The sequence below is a fragment of the Nonomuraea wenchangensis genome, from assembly GCF_900111685.1.
In the GTDB taxonomy this organism is placed as follows: Bacteria; Actinomycetota; Actinomycetes; order Streptosporangiales; family Streptosporangiaceae; genus Nonomuraea; species Nonomuraea wenchangensis.
On record NZ_FOHX01000007.1, the window covers coordinates 221824 to 239308 of the forward strand.

The 17485-nt window shown below is 74.1% G+C and carries 15 protein-coding genes; 2 read left to right on the plus strand and 13 right to left on the minus strand.

Annotated features, from left to right (window positions below; genetic code table 11):
• Positions 1-96 precede the first annotated feature (96 nt).
• Positions 97-2835 (plus strand): glycoside hydrolase family 2 TIM barrel-domain containing protein, encoded by a 2739-nt coding sequence (locus tag BMW85_RS22605; RefSeq protein WP_091084618.1) that lies wholly within the window; start codon positions 97-99, stop codon positions 2833-2835.
• Between the two features lie 63 nt (positions 2836-2898).
• Here BMW85_RS22605 and tuf read toward each other — a convergent pair whose 3' ends face one another.
• Positions 2899-4059 carry an elongation factor Tu gene (gene tuf, locus BMW85_RS22610; protein ID WP_091084620.1) on the minus strand — a complete coding sequence of 387 codons (1161 nt, stop codon included), beginning with the start codon at positions 4057-4059 and terminating at the stop codon, positions 2899-2901.
• A 238-nt stretch (positions 4060-4297) separates the two neighbouring features.
• On the opposite strand from tuf, the gene BMW85_RS22615 reads away from it, so the two are divergent.
• The gene (locus BMW85_RS22615) at positions 4298-5614 is read left to right on the plus strand and encodes a serine hydrolase domain-containing protein (protein ID WP_091084623.1); all 1317 of its coding nucleotides are present in this window, start codon (positions 4298-4300) and stop codon (positions 5612-5614) included.
• Between the two features lie 4 nt (positions 5615-5618).
• Here the strand turns inward: BMW85_RS22615 and menC are convergent, their stop codons facing one another.
• From menC to BMW85_RS22675, 12 genes are all read right to left on the minus strand, one after another.
• Complete coding sequence (menC, locus tag BMW85_RS22620) at positions 5619-6719, minus strand: o-succinylbenzoate synthase (protein WP_177240826.1); 1101 nt, start codon at positions 6717-6719, stop codon at positions 5619-5621.
• On the minus strand, positions 6716-7450 hold the full coding sequence (locus tag BMW85_RS22625) for a GNAT family N-acetyltransferase (protein WP_091084626.1): 735 nt from the start codon (positions 7448-7450) through the stop codon (positions 6716-6718). The genes menC and BMW85_RS22625 overlap by 4 nt, the downstream gene beginning before the upstream one ends.
• Positions 7451-7503: 53 nt before the next feature.
• The gene (locus BMW85_RS22630; protein ID WP_091084629.1) at positions 7504-8049 is read right to left on the minus strand and encodes an acyclic terpene utilization AtuA family protein; all 546 of its coding nucleotides are present in this window, start codon (positions 8047-8049) and stop codon (positions 7504-7506) included.
• Between the two features lie 45 nt (positions 8050-8094).
• On the minus strand, positions 8095-9681 hold the full coding sequence (locus BMW85_RS22635; protein WP_091085322.1) for a Na+/H+ antiporter: 1587 nt from the start codon (positions 9679-9681) through the stop codon (positions 8095-8097).
• 46 nt (positions 9682-9727) lie between these two features.
• On the minus strand, positions 9728-10360 hold the full coding sequence (locus tag BMW85_RS22640; RefSeq protein ID WP_091084631.1) for a vitamin K epoxide reductase family protein: 633 nt from the start codon (positions 10358-10360) through the stop codon (positions 9728-9730).
• The gene (locus BMW85_RS22645; RefSeq protein ID WP_091084634.1) at positions 10357-11124 is read right to left on the minus strand and encodes a DsbA family protein; all 768 of its coding nucleotides are present in this window, start codon (positions 11122-11124) and stop codon (positions 10357-10359) included. The genes BMW85_RS22640 and BMW85_RS22645 overlap by 4 nt, the downstream gene beginning before the upstream one ends.
• Before the next feature lie 93 nt (positions 11125-11217).
• The gene (locus tag BMW85_RS22650; RefSeq protein ID WP_091084637.1) at positions 11218-12210 is read right to left on the minus strand and encodes a M24 family metallopeptidase; all 993 of its coding nucleotides are present in this window, start codon (positions 12208-12210) and stop codon (positions 11218-11220) included.
• Positions 12207-13139: an ABC transporter ATP-binding protein gene (locus BMW85_RS22655; protein WP_091084639.1), complete on the minus strand. Its 933-nt coding sequence runs from the start codon at positions 13137-13139 to the stop codon at positions 12207-12209. The genes BMW85_RS22650 and BMW85_RS22655 overlap by 4 nt, the downstream gene beginning before the upstream one ends.
• Positions 13136-13912 carry an ABC transporter ATP-binding protein gene (locus BMW85_RS22660; protein ID WP_091084642.1) on the minus strand — a complete coding sequence of 259 codons (777 nt, stop codon included), beginning with the start codon at positions 13910-13912 and terminating at the stop codon, positions 13136-13138. The genes BMW85_RS22655 and BMW85_RS22660 overlap by 4 nt, the downstream gene beginning before the upstream one ends.
• Positions 13909-14769, minus strand: coding sequence for an ABC transporter permease (locus BMW85_RS22665; protein ID WP_091084644.1), 861 nt, complete (start codon positions 14767-14769; stop codon positions 13909-13911). The genes BMW85_RS22660 and BMW85_RS22665 overlap by 4 nt, the downstream gene beginning before the upstream one ends.
• Positions 14766-15827, minus strand: coding sequence for an ABC transporter permease (locus BMW85_RS22670; protein ID WP_091084647.1), 1062 nt, complete (start codon positions 15825-15827; stop codon positions 14766-14768). Before BMW85_RS22670 ends, BMW85_RS22665 begins: the two co-directional genes overlap by 4 nt.
• Positions 15828-17414: an ABC transporter substrate-binding protein gene (locus tag BMW85_RS22675; RefSeq protein WP_091084649.1), complete on the minus strand. Its 1587-nt coding sequence runs from the start codon at positions 17412-17414 to the stop codon at positions 15828-15830.
• Positions 17415-17485 lie beyond the last annotated feature (71 nt).

Here is a 17485-nt window from a genome sequence, read left to right on the forward strand (position 1 = left end):
GGTCCCCGTTCCACCGAGCCCCCGCCTCCGGGCGGGGGCTCACCCCATGAAATCGGCGACTGCCCGAAACGTCCGTGACGTTCTAGGCTCGCGTCGATGGAACTCGTGACTTTCGCCCCCGGTTCCGGGCTGCTCGCGCCCCGCGCGGCCCTCCGCTCCGACGCCCCCTCCCTCGACCTCAACGGCATGTGGCGCTTCCGCCTGTCGCCCGCGGCCGACGTGCCCGAGGACTTCGCCGACCCCGGCTACGACGACTCCGGCTGGGCCGAGCTGCCCGTGCCGTCGCACTGGCCGCTGCACGGCCACGGCGCCCCGGCGTACACCAACGTCGTCTACCCGTTCCCCGTCGATCCGCCGTACGTGCCGGACGAGAACCCCACCGGCGACCACCGCCGCGTCTTCGACCTGCCCGAGGGCTGGAGCGGCGGCCGGCTGCGGTTCGAGGGGGCCGACTCCTTCGCCCGGGTCTGGCTCAACGGGCACGAGCTGGGCTTCTGGACCGGCAGCCGGCTGCCCGCCGAGTTCGACGCGGGCCCGTGGCTGCGTCCCGGCCGCAACGTGCTGGCCGTGCGGGTGCACCAGTGGTCGGCCGCCAGCTACCTGGAGGACCAGGACATGTGGTGGCTGCCCGGCATCTTCCGCGAGGTCACGCTCACCTGCTCGGCGGCCGACGTGTTCGTGCACGCCACGCACGACGGCCGGCTCAGCTTCGAGGGGCCCGGCGGCCGGCTCGACCTGCCCGAGCTCGGCGTCTCCGGGCTGGAGCCGGGCGTCGAGGTCCAGGTCGAGGCCGAGCCGTGGACGGCCGAGACCCCGCGCCTGTACGACGCGACCGTCACCTTCCCCGAGGAGACCGTACGGCTGCGCGTCGGCTTCCGCACCGTCTCCATCGAGGACGGCGTGCTCCTCGCCAACGGCCGCCCGCTGCTGCTCAAGGGCGTCAACCGGCACGAGTTCGACCCCCGGCGGGGCCGCGCCGTCACCCGCGAGACCATGCGCGAGGACGTGCTGCTGATGAAACGGCACAACGTCAACGCCGTCCGCACCAGCCACTACCCGCCCCACCCCGCCTTCCTCGACCTGTGCGACGAGCTGGGCCTGTGGGTGATCGACGAGTGCGACCTCGAGACGCACGGCTTCGAACGCATCGGCTGGCGCGGCAACCCCACCGACGACCCCCGCTACGAGGCCGCCCTGCTCGACCGCATGCGCCGCATGGTCGAGCGGGACAAGAACCACCCGAGCGTCGTCATGTGGTCGCTCGGCAACGAGGCCGGCGTCGGCCGCAACCTCGGCGTCATGGCCGGCTGGACGCGCGAGCGCGACCCGTCCAGGCCCCTCCACTACGAGGGCGACCGCTCGTGCGCCCACACCGACGTGTACTCCCGCATGTACGCCTCCCACGCCGAGGTCGAGGCCATCGGCCGGGGCGAGGAGGACCCGCTCGACGATCCGGAGCTGGACGCGCGGCGGCGCGCGATGCCGTTCCTGCAGTGCGAGTACGCCCACGCCATGGGCAACGGGCCCGGCGGGCTGGCCGAGTACCAGGAGCTGTTCGAGCGCTACCCGCGGCTCGCGGGCGGGTTCGTCTGGGAGTGGATCGACCACGGGCTCGAGCATCCCGCCCACGGCTACGCCTACGGAGGCGACTTCGGCGAGCCGCTGCACGACGGCAACTTCGTCATCGACGGGCTGGTCTTCCCCGACCGTACGCCCTCGCCGGGGCTGCTCGACCTGAAGAAGGCGTTCGAGCCGGTCAGGATCACTTTCGAGGGCGGGGTTGCGCGGGTCGTCAACGGCCACGGCTTCCGCGACCTGTCCCACCTGCGGTTCACCGCCACCGTTGAAGTGGAGGGGGAGGCCGTCGCCGAGCACCCGCTGGAGGTGCCGCCGGACGGCGGCGAGGTGCGGCTGCCCGGCGCGCCGGCGGGACCGGGGGAGCGGTGGCTGACCGTCCGCGCCCTGCTCGCCACCGACCAGCCCTGGGCCCCCGCGGGCCACGAGGTCGCCTGGTCCCAGACCCGCCTCCCCTCGGAGACGCCCGCGCCGGCGGACGCGGCCTCCGACCTCCCGGGGACCGTGTTCGCGGGCGGGCGGCTGACGCGGCTGTTCGGGGTGGAGGTGGAGGGGCCGCGGCTCGACCTGTGGCGGGCGCCCACCGACAACGACCGCTACAGCGGCCTCGAAGCCCGCTGGCGGGCCCTGGGCCTGCACCGCCTCACCCACCGTACGGACGCCGTCGAGCGGGACGGCGACACGCTGACCGTACGCACCCGCGTCGCCCCCGCCGCCGGCGACCTCGGGATGCGGGCGACCTACCGGTGGACCGCCGCCGGCGGCGCGCTGCTGCTGCGCGTGGACGTCGAGCCCGAGGGCGACTGGAGCGACCCGATCCCGCGCCTAGGGCTCAGCATGACCCTGCCCGGCGCGGCCGTGGACCGGATCACCTGGTTCGGCCGCGGCCCCGGCGAGGCGTACCCCGACACCGGTCTCGCCGCCCGCGTCGGCCGCTGGAGCGCCACGGTCGAGGAGCTGCAGACCCCGTACGTCCGCCCGCAGGAGAACGGCCACCGCGCCGAGGTCCGCTGGGCCGACCTCGGCCCGTTCCGCGTCTCCGGCGAGCCGGTCCTCGGGCTGACCGCCCGCCGCTGGAGCACCGCCGAGCTGGCCGCCGCCCGGCACCGCCCCGACTTGACGCCAGGCGACCGCGTCCACCTGCACCTGGACCTCGCCCACCAGGGCATCGGCACGGCCACCTGCGGCCCCGGCCCGCTGCCGCGCTACGACCTGTACGCCCGCCCCGCGACGTTCACGCTCCGCTTCACCCCGGCCTGAACCGGCGAAGGGGCCGGGCCCCGCCTTGAACGGCGGGACCCGGCCCCCGGGACCCGGCGGGAGTCAGACGGCGAGGATCGTGCCCGCGCCGACAGTCAGCCCGCCCTCGCGGACGGCGAACCCGAGCCCCGGCTCCAGCGCGACCGGCCGGCCCAGCTCGACCGCGACCTCGACGGTCTCGCCCGGCTCGGCCGGCCCGTCCAGGAGCAGCTCGCAAGGCACGTCCGTGGTCCGCAGGTAGAACTGCGGCCGGTAGCCGGAGGCGATCGGCCGCCGCCGCCCGCCCTCCTCCGGCGTCAGGAGGTAGACGCGGGCACGGAACGACGTGCGCTCGCGCTGGCTGCCCGGCTCGGCCAGCACCATGCCGCGCCGCACCTGCTCGCGGCGGACGCCGCGCAGCAGCACGGCCGCGTTGTCGCCGGCCTCGCCCCGCTCCATCGTCTTGCCGAACGTCTCGACGCCCGTCACGACCGCCGTGAACCCGTCACCGAACCCGACGGCCTCGACCTGGTCGCCGACCCGCACCGAGCCGCGCTCGACGGCGCCGGTGACGACCGTGCCGCGGCCGGTGACCGTCAGCACGTTCTCGACCGGCATGAGGAACGGCGCGTCGACGTACCGGACCGGCACGGGGATGTGCTCGTCCACGGCCCGGAGCAGCGCCTCCACGGACGCGGTCCAGACCGGGTCGCCCTCCAGCGCCCGCAGCCCGGACACCCGGACCATCGGCACGTCACGGTAGCCGTGCGCGGCCAGCAGGTCCTGCAGCTCCAGCTCGACCAGGTCGATGAGCTCCGGGTCGGCGCCGTCGGCCTTGTTGACGGCCACGACCAGGTGCTCGACGCCGACCCGGCGGGCCAGCAGCACGTGCTCGCGGGTCTGCGGCATGATGCCGTCGTGCGCGGACACGACGAGGATCGCGCCGTCGAGCTGCGCCGCCCCCGTGATCATGTTCTTCACGTAGTCGGCGTGGCCCGGCATGTCCACGTGGGCGTAGTGGCGGGTGCCGGTCTCGTACTCGACGTGCGAGATGTTGATCGTGATGCCCCTGGAGGCCTCCTCCGGGGTGCGGTCGATCCGCTCGAACGGCGTGTAGGTCGCCTGCCCGCGCTCGGCCAGCACCTTCGTGATGGCCGCAGTCAGCGTGGTCTTGCCGTGGTCGACGTGCCCCATCGTGCCGATGTTGAGATGCGGCTTGTTGCGTACGTAGGCCTGCTTGGCCATGGTTCCTTCCTCGACTGCCCGGTGTGGTGTGTGACCCGTCCAAGGGGCTGACGACCTCCCCCCGCCGGGTCACCTCGGACTCACGGGAAGAGGTCAGCGCTCCAGGCCGCCGCGGGCACGCTCGCGCGCGCCCGGCAGTGCGGGCGTCGCGGGGCGAACGTGCGGGAACATGAGGTCCATGGTGCGATCATCAGCACGCGACCGCAACGCATTATTCCCCCGAGGAGAGGACCCCCGCGTGGCCGACGTCATGGACCACGGACGGCTCGCCGAGCTGATCGCCGCGTACGAGGTGCCCGGCTCCGCGCTGGCCTACCTGCACCGCGGCGAGCTGACCGAGCTGGCGGCCGGCACACTCAACGCCGCCACCGGCGTCGAGGCGACCCCGGACTCGCTCTTCCAGATCGGCTCGATCACCAAGGTGTGGACCGCGACCCTGCTCATGCTGCAGGCCGAGCGCGGCCGGCTCACCCTGGACACCCCGGTGCGCGAGGTGCTGCCGGACTTCCGGGTGGCCGACGAGGAGGTCAGCAGGGCGGTCACCGTCCGCCACCTGCTCACCCACACCAGCGGCATCGACGGCGACCTGTTCCTCGACACCGGCCGCGGCGACGACTGCGTGGCGAGATACGTCGAAGCCTGCGCCGGCCTGGCCCAGAACCATCCGCTCGGCGTCACCCAGTCCTACTGCAACTCCGGGTTCGTGATCGCCGGCCGGATGCTGGAGCGGCTGACCGGCAAGCTCTGGGACGACCTGGTGAGGGAGGAGCTCGCCGGACCGCTCGGCCTCACCCACACCTGGACGCTGCCCGAGGACGTGCTCCGCTTCCGCGCCGCGACCGGCCATCTCGACGGCGGCGCGCCCGCCCCGCGCTGGGGCCTGATGCGGGCGATGGGACCGGCCGGGCTCATCTGCGCCCGCCCCGCCGACGTCGTCGCCTTCGCCCGCGCCCACCTGGAGGGCGGCCTGCTCGCCGACCCGGCCGCGATGTGGGAGCCGCAGGTGGACGTCCCGAACCCCCACACGCTGGGCCCGCAGTGGGGGATCGGCTGGATCCTCGACGAGTGGGACGGCCACCGGGTGATCTCCCACGGCGGCAACACGATCGGCCAGCACGCCATGCTCTGGGCCGTCCCCGGCACCGGCACGGTCGTGTGCGTCACCGCCAACGGCGGCCACTCCGGCGCCTTCACCCGGGCCGTGGCGACGGAGCTGTTCGAGCGGCTCGACGGGCTGACGGTGCCGCCCGAGCTCGAACCACCCGCCACGCCGGTCGAGGTCGACGCGGCCCGCCACGCCGGCGTGTACGAGCGGACCGGCGCCCGCCTGACGGTGACCGCCCGCGACGGCGGCCTGCGGCTGCGCGGCGAGAACACCGGCCCGCTGGCCGACCTGTCGGAGCCCGTCGAGTACGACCTGGTGGCGGTGGACGAGGTCACCTTCGTCGGCCGGCCGGGCGGTGGCCCCGCCTGGGCCTCCGCCGTCTTCTACGAGCTGCCGGACGGCTCCCCGTACGTGCATCTCGGCGCCCGCGCCACCCCCAGGACGGCGTGAGCGATCAGAGGGCGATCCACTCGGTGGAGGTGGTGACCTCCTTCAGCACCTCCGGCAGCGGCTCGACGCCGAGCCCCGGCCCGGCCGGCACCTCCAGGTGCCCGTCCACCAGCTCGAACGGCTCGGTCACGTCGGTCGCGAAGTAGCGCCGCGACCCGGAGGTGTCGCCCGGCAGCGTGAAGCCCGGCAGCGCGGCGAGCGCCACGTTCGCCGCCCGGCCGAGGCCGGTCTCCAGCATGCCGCCGCACCACACCGCGACCCCGTGCGCCCGGCACAGGTCGTGCACCCGCCGCGCCTCCAGGTAGCCGCCGAGCCGGCCGGGCTTGATGTTGACGATCGAGCACGAGCCGAGCTCGATCGCGGCGGCGGCGTGCTCGGCCGACTCGATCGACTCGTCCAGGCAGATCGGCGTACGCAGCCGGCGGGCCAGCCTGGCGTGCTGCACCAGGTCGTCGTTGGCGAGGGGCTGCTCGATGAGCAGCAGGTCGAAGGCGTCCAGCTTGGCCAGGCGGGGCGCGTCGGCCAGGGTGTAGGCGGCGTTGGCGTCGACCTGGAGCAGCACGTCGTCGCCGAAGCGCTCGCGCACCGCTCGCACCGGCTCGACGTCCCAGCCGGGCTCGATCTTCAGCTTGATCCGGACGTATCCCTCGTCCAGGTAGCCCGCGACGGCGTCGAGGAGCCGCGGGACCGTGTCCATGATGCCGACCGACACCCCGCACGGCACCCGCGTGCGCGCGGCGCCGAGGAACCCGGCGAACGACTCGCCCGACGCCCTGAGCTGCGCGTCGAGGACGGCGGTCTCCAGGGCCGCCTTGGCCATGCGGTGCCCCTTGACCGGGTGGAGGGCGCGGCCGACGGCGCCTGCGTCCACGTTCGCCGGCAGGGCGGGCAGCAGGAAGCGGCGGATCACGTCGGCGGCGCCGTCGACGTACTCGGGGGAGTAGAGCGGCTCGGACATGGCCACGCACTCGCCCCAGCCCTCGGCCTCCGGCGTCACGACCCGCACCAGCAGGACGTCGCGGGAGGTCTCGGTGCCGAACGAGGTACGGAACGGCGCCACCAGCGGCATCGCGATGCGCCGCAGCTCGACTCCAGTGATCTTCACGCTCTCTCCACAACGTAGTAGGTCCTGCCGCGGAACCCGGTCACGGCGCGGCCCTCGGCCATGAGCCCGCCGAGCACGTCGCGCACCGCGTGCCGCCAGGACTTGGCCGCGCCCGGGTCGGCGCCGCGCAGCCGCTCGATGTCGGCCGGCACCGCCACCAGCACCGTATCGGCGTCCGCGGACCCGGTGACGGGCCGCCCGCCCTCGTCGGCCAGCGCCACCACGGCGTCCGCCCGGTCGCGGGCCGGGGGAGCGGACTCCGCGACCGGCCACTCGGTCAGCAGCCGGTCAGACTCGTCGCCGCGGTTGATCGCGTCGGCCATGACGCCGTAGAAGTCCGGCAGGTAAGCGATCGGCCGCGCTCCCAGCTTGGCCAGGTTGAAGTGGGCGTTGCGGCGTACGAGGGGGTCGTAGGTCCAGGTGACCCGCTCCAGCCCGTGCTCCCCGGCCCAGCGCCGCTGGTGCAGCTTGAGCGCGTGCCCCGCGCCGGGCACGACGGTGCCGGTGACGTGCGAGTGCAGCGCGGCTCCTGACGCGAGGAACCCGACCGACGCCCCCACCAGTCGCTCGCCGTCGAACGCGCCGGCGGCGTACCCGCCGGCGTGCGTCAGCGCCCGCATCAGCTCGACCGTGACGGGCGGAGCCGCGGGCCCGAACCGCCAGATGGCCTCGAACAGCGCGTCCACCTGCTCGAACTCCGCGATCTCCCGCAGCTCCCTGACCTCGAACACCCGCAGCCGCCCCTTCCCGCGCGGATCAGCCCACCTGGGCTTTCATGGCGACGTTACGCCATGGGCGCGATGCGGACCCGGCGCGGGGCCTCCTGGCTGAGACGGACCGCGTCGAGCGGCACCGTCACCTGCGGCGTGCGGTAACGGCCGCCGGCGAAACGGTCGGCGAGCGACGCCCGCACCGCCGCGGCCGTCACGTGCCCGTCGAGCGAGCTGCGGCCGTCGCGGCCGATCTCGACCGCGCACGGGCCCGGCTGCGCGGCCAGCGCCAGCCCCGCCACCGCCGCCCCGGCGAGGGCGCCGAGGTCGTCGCCGGTCCAGCCGTAGTGCCACATCCCGGCCGCCATCACCGGCGCGGCCGGGCAGGAGCCCGGCTCGATGAGCACGACGTCCATGCCGCGGAAGAGCTGCCCGGCGATCTCCTCGGCGCCCCGGGCGACCCGGGTGCCGGCGCGCAGCCCCGGGAAGTGCGGCACCTGGCCGCCGACCGAGAAGATGAGCTTGATGCCCGGCTCCGACGGGCCGGGGCCGCTGTCGCGCCACCCGCAGGCGACGAGGTCGGCGGTGCCGGCCGACCTCCAGGTGCCGATGCGCAACATGAAGATTGACTACCCTTCGGAACGGCCGGTGACACTCGGTCACGCCTAACGCAGGCTCCAGACGTCGAGCCGGCGCAGCACCCGCGACACCACGGCCGGGTCGGCGCGCGGGTCGCGGCGGGCCTCCAGCACCTCCTGGCGGGCGGCCGACAACATCTCGCCCTGCACCCGCCGGACGAGCCGGACGCGCCGGGCCCGCGCCTCGTACGCCTCCCGCCGCTCCTCCTCGCCCGCCTCCGGGCTGATCCGCGGCCCGAACCCCAGCATGCGCCGGTTGAGCAGCTCCAGCACGTCCTCGGGAAGGTCCTCGGCCTCGTCGATCTCCCGCAGCCGCCGCTTGGCCGCCTTGGCCGCGGCGAGCGCCAGCCGTTTCTCCAGCTCCCGCTCGGCCGCGGTGTCGGACTGGACGCCGAGCCGCGACACCAGCCACGGCAGCGTCAGCCCCTGCACGACGAGCGTCACCAGGATGACCGCGAACGCGATGAACACCAGCGCCGACCGCTCCGGGAACGGCGAGCCGTCGGCCAGCGTGAGCGGGATGGCCAGCGCGAGCGCCACCGACGCCACCCCGCGCATGCCCGCCCACCACATCACCAGGGTCTCGCGCCAGCTCAGCGGGATCTCGCTGTCCTCGTGCCGCCGCCCTTCCGTCTTCTTGGCCACCCAGGCCGCCGGCAGCAGCCACAGCAGCCGGACCAGCACCACGGCCGCCACGACGGCCGCGCTCCAGCCCAGCAGCGGGCCGAGCCGGTCCGCCTCGATGCCGAGCACGGCGTGCAGCTCCAGCCCGATCAGCCCGAACGCCACGCCCGTCACCAGCGTCTCCACGACCTGCCAGAACGTACGGGCGGCGAACCTGCCCATCACGTCGTCGGCGTCGAGGGTGCGGTCGGCGAGGTAGAAGGCGCTGGTCAGCACGGCCAGGACGCCGGACCCGTGCAGCTCGTCGGCCAGGGCGTAGCTGACGAACGGCACCAGCAGCGACAACCCCACCTGCAGCGTGGCGTCGCCGAGCAGGTCCATCAGCTTCGAGCTCAGCCAGCCGAGCCCGAGCCCCACCAGCACGGCCACCACCGCCGACAGCGCGAACTCCGCCAGCGCCCCCGGCCAGGAGAAGGTGCCGGTCACCGCGGCCGCGATCGCCACGTGGTAGAGCACGATCGCGGTCACGTCGTTGAACAGGCCCTCGCCCTCCAGCAGCGCCACCATGCGCCGGGGCAGCCCGAGCCGGCCGGCCACCGCCGTCGCGGCCACCGGATCGGGCGGCGCGACCAGCGCCCCGAGCGCCACGGCGGCGGCCAGCGGCAGGCCCGGCACGAGCGCGTGCGCCACCGCCGCCACCGCCGCCGTCGTCACGAACACCAGCGCCACGGCCAGCAGGAAGATCGGCCGCCACTGGGCCGCGAACTGCCGCCACGACGTGCCCCGCGAGGCCGCGTACAGCAGCGGCGGCAGCAGCAGGGGCAGGACGATGCCGGGCGGCACGTTCACGTTGGGCACGAAGGGCAGGATCGCCATGAGGATGCCGAGCAGGGTCATCAGCACGGGGGCGGGCAGGCCCAGCCGGTCGCCGAGCGGGACGGTGACCAGCGCGCCCAGCAACACCAGCATGAGCAGCACGAACTGGTCCACCGCCACCCCCATGTGATCGACCGCGAACCAGCGTAGCCGAGCCCGATCAGGCGAACAGGGCGGGCCCGTACCTCAGCACGATCAGCAGCGCGAGCGCGAGCAGCCAGATCGTCACGGCCAGCGCGTCGAGGTCGGCGGCGACGGCCCGGCGCAGCGCCCCCTGCGCCCTGCGGGGCAGGAACAGGTTGCCGTCGCGGATGTTCACGTGCGTCAGCGTGGACCACACCAGCGTCGTCGAGACGGTCACCAGCAGGCACCACGGGCAAAGCGCGCCGATGACGTACATCGACTGCGACAGCAGCCAGTACGCGAAGACCAGCCCGAGCGTGTAGACCACCTGCGCCGCGAACATGAACCAGCGCGGGAAGCGCGCCCCGCCGAGCGCCGCCGCCGCGATCGTGATGACGACCGGCTCGCACATCAGCCCGAGGAAGGCGTTGGGGAAGCCGAACAGGTGGGCCTGCCATGAGCTGCCGACCGTGCCGCAGCTCACCACGCTGTTGATGTCGCAGGACAGGTCGGCGGCCGGGTCGGCGGCCAGTCGCAGCGCGTCCACCGACAGCACGAACGACGCGGTCAGGCTGAGGCACGCCGACAGGAGCATGGTGCCGTAGAGCCAGCCGTTCGAGTGCCGTAAGGCGTGCAGCCGGGGGAGCACCCCGGCCACAGGCGAGGTCACTTGGCTCCCTTCGCGCCGGCCGCCGCCGTCAGGGCCTCGGTCAGCGGGCCGGCGGTGTAAAGGTCGCCCTGGAACGCCTTCCCGTCGATGCGCACGGTCGGGGTGCCGGTGACGCCCGACGCGAACGCCGCCTGCGTCGCGGAGGCCGCCCACGCCTCGAAGGTCCGCTGCCCGAAGGCGCTCACCACGTCCGCCGGAACCCCGGCCCCGCGCGCCAGCTCGGAGATCCGCTCGTCGGTCAGCCCCTTGCCGCCCTCCTCGGGCTGGTACGCGAACAGGGCCGCGCTGAACGCCAGGACCTTCTCCGGCGCGCGGTCGGCGACCGTGGCGACGGCGTTCGCGGCCCGGGTGGAGTAGCGGGTGCCGCTGCTCGCCCGGTCGAGGAACGCCAGCGGGTGCAGCTCCAGCCGTACGGTGCCGGCCTCGACCAGCCGCGCCACCTCGGCCCCGTTGGCCGTCTCGAAGCGCCCGCAGAACGGGCACATGTAGTCGAGGTAGACCTCCAGCTTCACCGGCGCGTCCGCGCGGCCGAGGGCGATCGCGCCGCCCTCCGTCGCGATCGCCGGGGCCGGACCGGGCCCCGCGGCGGGGGAGGGCTCGCTCCCCGCCGCGTTCACGAGGGCGATCACGATCGCCACCACCAGTCCCGCGATGATCAGACCGCCGCCGGTCGCGACCAGGTGGATCCGTCTCCTCCTGCGCCGCCCGGCGGCGGCGCGGGCCTCGCGCAGCTCGCGCGACCTGCTCCGTACCTCGGTGCTCATGGCTGCCAGCCTGGAGGATCGGGGCCGTCGCGCACCTGGGCCGAAGGGTCCCGATCTTGAGGCCGTTGGTCCCGGATCGGGCGCGCTACCCCGTCACCGGTCGAGCACCTGGAGCGGCGGCGGCCCGCCGCTCAGCACCAGCGGCCCGGAGTCCGTACAGGCCACGACGTCCGCCACGCGGGCGCCGAACAGGTCGGGCACGTAGATCGCCGGCTCCAGGCAGAGCGTCATGCCGGCGGCGAGAGGGACGTCCTCGCCCAGCCACGGCCCCTCCTCGGGGCCGAGGCCGACGCCGCGCCCGGCGTGCCCGGCGGCGAAGTGGCCGTAGCCGCTGGCGTCGATGACCTCGCTGACGGCGCGGGCGACGGCGCGGGCCGGCGCGGGCGGCCGGGCCGCCGCCAGGCCGGCGCGGTGGGCGGCCACCACGACCGTGTACATGGCCTCGAAGTCCTCCGGCGGCTCGGCGACCGCGAACACCCGCGCGACCTCCGCGCAGTAGCCGCCCCACCGGCCGCACACCGACACCGCCAGCGCGTCCCCGGGGTTGATGACCCGGCCGCCGGGCAGGTGCCCGGGCCTGGCCGTGTGCTCGCCGGCCGCCACGCGCAGCGCCAGCAGCTCCTCGCAGCCCGACTCCAGCGCGAGCAGCCGCAGCCGGGCGGCCATCGCCCGCTCGGTCGCGCCGAACCAGGCCAGCTCGCGCGCCTGCCGCAGCACCTCCTCGGCGCGCAGCGCCGCCCGCTCGACGGCGGCCACCTCGTGCGGCTCCTTGCGCAGCCGCAGCGGCGCGAGCACCGCCGAGGCGGGCACCAGCTCGGCCTCGATCGTCATGCCGAACAGCTCGCGCACCCGCATCTCCGGGTCCACCCCGACCCGCCGCGCGCCCGAGGGCACCAGCGCGGCCGGGTCGCCGGTCTCGACGGCCGCGTCCCCCGTCACGACGAGGAAGCCGGCCCCGTCCCGGCCGCCGAGGAAGCGGAAGTCCGGCGAGGGCCGCAGCACCAGGGCGTCCACCCCGGCCGCGGCCATGGCGGCGCGGGCGGCGGCCAGCCTGGCCGCCCGCCCGGCCTCCGGCAGCGGCGTCACTTCGGCTCGTGCAGCCAGCAGGCGACCGGCCCGAACGCCGGATCCTCCTCCCTGCACCGGTCCATGACCAGTGGGCAGCGTGGATGGAAGCGGCATCCGGCGGGCGGCGCGGCCGGGTCCGGCACGTCGCCCGGCAGCTCCGCGGGCAGCACGCCCATCCCGTCGGGATGCGGGATGGCCGCCAGCAGCGCCTTCGTGTACGGGTGCCGCGGCTCGGCCCACACCTCCTCGGTGCGTCCCACCTCGACGATCCGCCCCAGGTACATGACGGCCACCCGGTCGGCGATCAGCCGCACCACGGACAGGTCGTGGCTGATGAACAGCAGCCCCGCGCCCGACTCCACGGCGAGGTCGCGCATGAGCCTGGCCACCTGCGCCTGGGCGGAGGCGTCCAGCGCCGAGATGGGCTCGTCGCCGATCAGCAGCCGCGGCCGGGCGGCCAGCGCCCGCGCGATCGCGACCCGCTGCCGCTGCCCGCCGGAGAACTCGTGCGGGTGCCGCCCGGCGAACTCGCGCGGCAGCCCCACCCGTTCCAGCAGGTCGGCGGGGGAGGTGGCGGTGTCGCCCGCGGTCCGCAGCCCGTCGGCGATCTGGTCGCCGACCCGGCGTCGCGGGTTCAGCGACGTGTACGGATCCTGGAACACCATCTGGACACCGGTGTGCCGCCGCTTGCGCAGCCCGAGCGGCATGACCGGCTCCCCCTCGAAGGTGATCGACCCGGCGCTGACCGGGCCGAGCCCGCACACCGCCCGCGCCAGCGTGGACTTGCCGCACCCGGACTCGCCGACCAGCCCCACGACCTCGCCGGGGCCGACCCGCAGGCTCGCGCCCGCCACGGCCCGCACCGAGGGCCGGCCTGGAGTGCGGTGCTCGACGACCAGGTCGTCCACCGCCAGCAAGGGAGCTGTCGTCGTGGGCAGGGGGGTCATCGCACCTCCGCGTCGGGCAGGGACTCCAGCAGGGACCGGGTGTACGGGTGCTCCGGCGTGCGCAGCACCTGAACGCGCGGCCCGGACTCCACGACCAGGCCGTCCTTCATCACGCTCACCTCGTCGGCGACCGCCGACATCACGCCGAGGTCGTGGGTGACCAGCAGCACCGCGAGGCCCAGCTCGTCGCACAGGCCGCGCAGCAGGCGCAGCACGCCGGCCTGCACGGTCACGTCGAGCGCGGTCGTCGGCTCGTCGGCGATGAGCACCTTCGGCGAGCAGGCCAGCGCCACGGCGATGGCGATGCGCTGCCGCATGCCGCCGGAGAACTGGTGGGGATAGCGCCGGTACGCCTCCTCGGCGCCCGGGATGCGTACCTTGCCGAGCAGCTCCACGGCCCGCGCCCGCGCCTCGGCCTTGCCGAGCCCGAGGTGGTGGCGCATGTGCTCGGTGAGCTGCCGGCCGACGGTCAGCATGGGGTGCAGGCTGGTGGCCGGGTCCTGGAAGACCATGGCCACCTCGCCGCCGCGCACCTTGTTGAGCTCCTTGGGCGGCAGCGTCAGCAGGTCGCGCCCGCCGAGCCGGATCGCCCCGGTGGCGCGCGAGCCGTGCGGCAGCAGCCCCAGCACCGCGAGGCCCGTCATCGTCTTGCCCGACCCGCTCTCGCCGGCCAGGCCGTGCACCTTGCCGGGCTCCAGCCGCAGGTCCACGCCGCGCAGCACGTCCCGTCCCGCGATCGTCACCTTGAGCCCGGCGATGTCGAGTGCCGTCACAGCGCACGCTCCTTGATCGCACGGGCGGTACGCGGGTCGAGCGCGTCACGCAGGGTGTCGCCGAGGAAGTTGAACGCCAGCACCACCGTCAGGATCGCCAGGCCGGGGAAGGTCGCCACCCACCAGCTGTCGAACACCTCGACGCCGGAGGCCACCATCGCCCCCCACTCCGGGGACGGCGGCTTGGCGCCGAGCCCCAGGAACGACAGGCCCGACAGCAGCAGCAGCGCGGTGCCGATGTCCAGGGTGGCCAGCACCAGCACGGGGCCGGTGATGTTGGGCAGCACGTCCACCCGCAGCGAGCGCCACACCGAGAAGCCCAGCAGCCGCCCGCTCAGCACGAACTCCCGCTCGCGGATCCCCAGCACCAGCCCGCGGGTGACGCGGGCGTAGGAGGGCCAGGCGACGACGAGCACCGCCAGCACCGCGTTGGCGAGGCTCGCGCCGAGCGCCGCGGCCACCACCATGGCGAGGATCACCGTCGGGAACGCGAACACCAGGTCCGCCACCCGCATGATCGTCTCGTCGGCCCAGCGGCCGAAGTACCCCGCGCAGGCGCCCAGCAGGCCGCCGATCGCCACCGACAGCACCACCAGCAGCAGCGTCAGCGGGATCGACACCCGCGCGCCGTAGAGGACACGGCTGAGGACGTCGCGGCCGAGCTGGTCGGTGCCGAACCAGTGCCCGGGTCCCGGCGGGGCCAGCCTGGGCAGGTCCTGGGCGAGCGGGTCGTGCGGGGCCAGCAGCGGCGCGGCCAGCACGACGACCAGCCAGACCGCCGCCAGCACCGCGCCGCTGACGGCCAGCGGCTGCCGCCACGCCTCGGGCAGCCTCGCGAGGAGGCTCGCGCGTCTCATTGCAACCTCACTCGGGGGTCGATGACGCCGTACAGGACGTCCACGACCAGGTTGATGGCCAGGTAGACGACGCCCACGACCAGGCCGACGCCCATGACGGCGGGCAGGTCGAGGGTGGTCGCGCTCTTGTACGCGTACTGGCCGATGCCGGGCCAGGCGAAGATCGCCTCCACCAGCACCGTGCCGGACAGCAGGGAGCCGAAGGCGAGGCCCGCCACCGTGATGATCGGCACCAGGGCCGAGCGCAGCACGTAACGGAAGAGGATCACCCGGCCGGGCAGGCCCTTCGCGCGGGCGGCCCGCACGTAGTCCTGTCCCAGCACCTCCAGCACCGCCGAGCGGGTGAAGCGGGTGAGCAGGCCGATCGTGTAGAGCGCCAGCACCAGGGCGGGGGTGACCAGGTGCCCGGCGGCCGAGGCGAAGATGTCCCACCGGCCGGCGAGCAGCGCGTCCACCGTCTGCAGCCCGGTCACCGGCGGGGCCATGCCGAGCGCCACGTCCACCCGGCCGCTGCCGGGGGTGATCTGCAGGCGGTAGAAGAACACGTAGAAGGCCATCAGCGCCAGCCAGAACGTCGGCACCGAGATGCCGATGAGGCTCACCACGCGCAGCGTGTGGTCGGCCAGGCGGTCCCTGCGCAGCGCGGCGACCACGCCGAAGGCCACGCCCAGCACCAGCGACACCAGGATCGCCGCGCCGGCCAGCTCCAGCGTCGCCGGCACGAACTCGGCGAGGTCGTCGGCGACCGGCCGGTGGCTCTGCTGGCTGGTGCCGAAGTCGCCGTGCAGCAGGCCCTGCAGGTGCAGGACGTACTGCTGCCAGAGCGGCTTGTCCAGGCCGTGCTCGGCCCGCCACTGCGCCACGATGGCCGGGTCGCCGAGCGCCCGCTGGCCCAGGTTGGCCGCCACCGGGTCGCCGGGCACCAGGTTCGTCAGCACGAACGTGACGAGCGTGATGCCCCAGGCCATGAGCACGGCGAGCAGCACCCGCCGCACGAGGAACCGGGCCAGCGGGGGAACCCGCGGCCCGGTCCGCTCGCGCGTCGCGTCCGGCTTCATCTACTTCGCGCCGAGGTCGGCGACGTCGACCGTCCACACCGGGTGGTACTCCAGCCCGGTCACCGAGGCGGCGCTGACGATGTTCTGGCTCGCCTGGATGAGCGGGACGAACGGGCCGGCGGCGTTGAGCTGGTTCTGCATCTCGGCGTAGGCGCTCTTGCGGGCGTCGTCGCCGACGGCCTCGGCGGCCTTCACGCCGGCGGCCTCGATCTCCTTGGCCGCGCCCTCCTTCCAGCCGGCCCGCAGGCCGACCGTCTTGCCGGGCAGGAAGGCCAGGTAGTCGCTCGGGTCCGGGTAGTCAGGGCCCCAGTACCACAGGCCCATCTCCTCCTTGCCGTTGCGGTAGTTGTCGAGCGCGGTCGTCACCGGCGCGGGCTGCAGGTCCACCGTGATGCCGACCTCCTTGAGGTTGGCCTGGACACGCTCGGCGAGCGGCTGGAACGACAGGCCGTTCACGGTCAGCTCGCTCGGGTACTCCAGCTTCACCGTGGGGTTCGACAGGCCGCTCTCGGCCAGCGCCGCCTTGGCGCCCTCGACGTCCCGCTTGGGGGCCTGCTCCGGCGGCAGCGCGCCGAGCAGCTGCGACGGGATGATGCCGGGCGCCTGCGTGGCGCCCTCGCCGGCCAGCTCCAGCAGGCCCGCGTAGTCGACGCCCTTGCGCACGGCCTCGACGAACTTCGGGTTCGGCGTGATCTTGCTGATCGAGGAGTCCTGGTTGGCCAGCAGGAACAGCACGTTCGCCGAGGCGGTCTTCTTCACCTGCAGCGTCGAGGGCATGCCGTTGACCTGGTCGCCGGACAGGTTGAGCGCGATCTGGCTGTCGCCGCGCTGGACGTTCAGCTTCTGCGTGGAGGCCTCGACGTTGCGCAGCACCACCTTGTCGTAGGCGGGCTTGGTCCCGTAGTACTTCGGGTTCGCCTTGAGCGTGACCTGGCTGCTGACGTTGAACGACTCGATCGTGTACGGGCCCGACCCGGCGGAGCTGGAGTTCAGCCACTGCTCGGCCTTGTCCTGCGCGTCCGTGGTCGCGCCGTGCTCCTTGGCGAGCTTGCTGTTGAGGATGCCGAGCGCCGGGTTCGGCAGGATGTACGGCAGCGCCGGGTTGGCCGTCTTCGACGTCAGCGTGACCGTGGTTTCGTCGGTCTTGGCCACCTCGACGCCGTCCAGCAGGAACGACGGGGTGCCCTTCATGTCCCGCACCCGGGTCAGCGAGAACACCACGTCGTCGGCGGTGATCGGCGAGCCGTCCGCGAAGGTCGAGCCCTGCTTGAGCTTCAGGGTGAGGGTCTTGCCGTCCTCGCTCAGCTCGTACGACTCGGCGAGCGCGGGCACCGGCTTGGTCACGTCGGCGCCGTCGAAGGTGAGCAGCGTCTCGTAGACGGCCTTGCCGACGATGAGGCCGGTCGGCTCGTACGTGCGGCCGGGGTCGGCGGTCTTCAGGTCGAAGGACGTGTCGATGACGAGCGTCTTGCCGCCGCCACCGCCGCCGTCCGCGGGGGCCTGCGACGACGTGCCGCCGCTACCGCAGGCGGCGAGGGTCAGCGCACCGGCGAGCAGCACGGCCGCCTTCTGCGAGCGGGTCGCCATGGAGGTCCTCCAAGATCTGGACGTTCAGTGGGGAGATCCCGAGGATTGTGCGGCAGATCGTCCAGGTACTG

What these genes read in the sequence shown, in the direction of transcription:
- BMW85_RS22605 (WP_091084618.1), top strand. Translation starts at nt 97, where the DNA reads ATGGAACTCGTGACTTTCGCCCCCGGTTCCGGGCTGCTCGCGCCCCGC.
- tuf (WP_091084620.1), bottom strand. Translation starts at nt 4,059, where the DNA reads ATGGCCAAGCAGGCCTACGTACGCAACAAGCCGCATCTCAACATCGGC.
- BMW85_RS22630 (WP_091084629.1), bottom strand. Translation starts at nt 8,049, where the DNA reads ATGTTGCGCATCGGCACCTGGAGGTCGGCCGGCACCGCCGACCTCGTC.
- BMW85_RS22645 (WP_091084634.1), bottom strand. Translation starts at nt 11,124, where the DNA reads ATGAGCACCGAGGTACGGAGCAGGTCGCGCGAGCTGCGCGAGGCCCGC.
- BMW85_RS22655 (WP_091084639.1), bottom strand. Translation starts at nt 13,139, where the DNA reads ATGACCCCCCTGCCCACGACGACAGCTCCCTTGCTGGCGGTGGACGAC.
- BMW85_RS22665 (WP_091084644.1), bottom strand. Translation starts at nt 14,769, where the DNA reads ATGAGACGCGCGAGCCTCCTCGCGAGGCTGCCCGAGGCGTGGCGGCAG.
- BMW85_RS22670 (WP_091084647.1), bottom strand. Translation starts at nt 15,827, where the DNA reads ATGAAGCCGGACGCGACGCGCGAGCGGACCGGGCCGCGGGTTCCCCCG.
- BMW85_RS22675 (WP_091084649.1), bottom strand. Translation starts at nt 17,414, where the DNA reads ATGGCGACCCGCTCGCAGAAGGCGGCCGTGCTGCTCGCCGGTGCGCTG.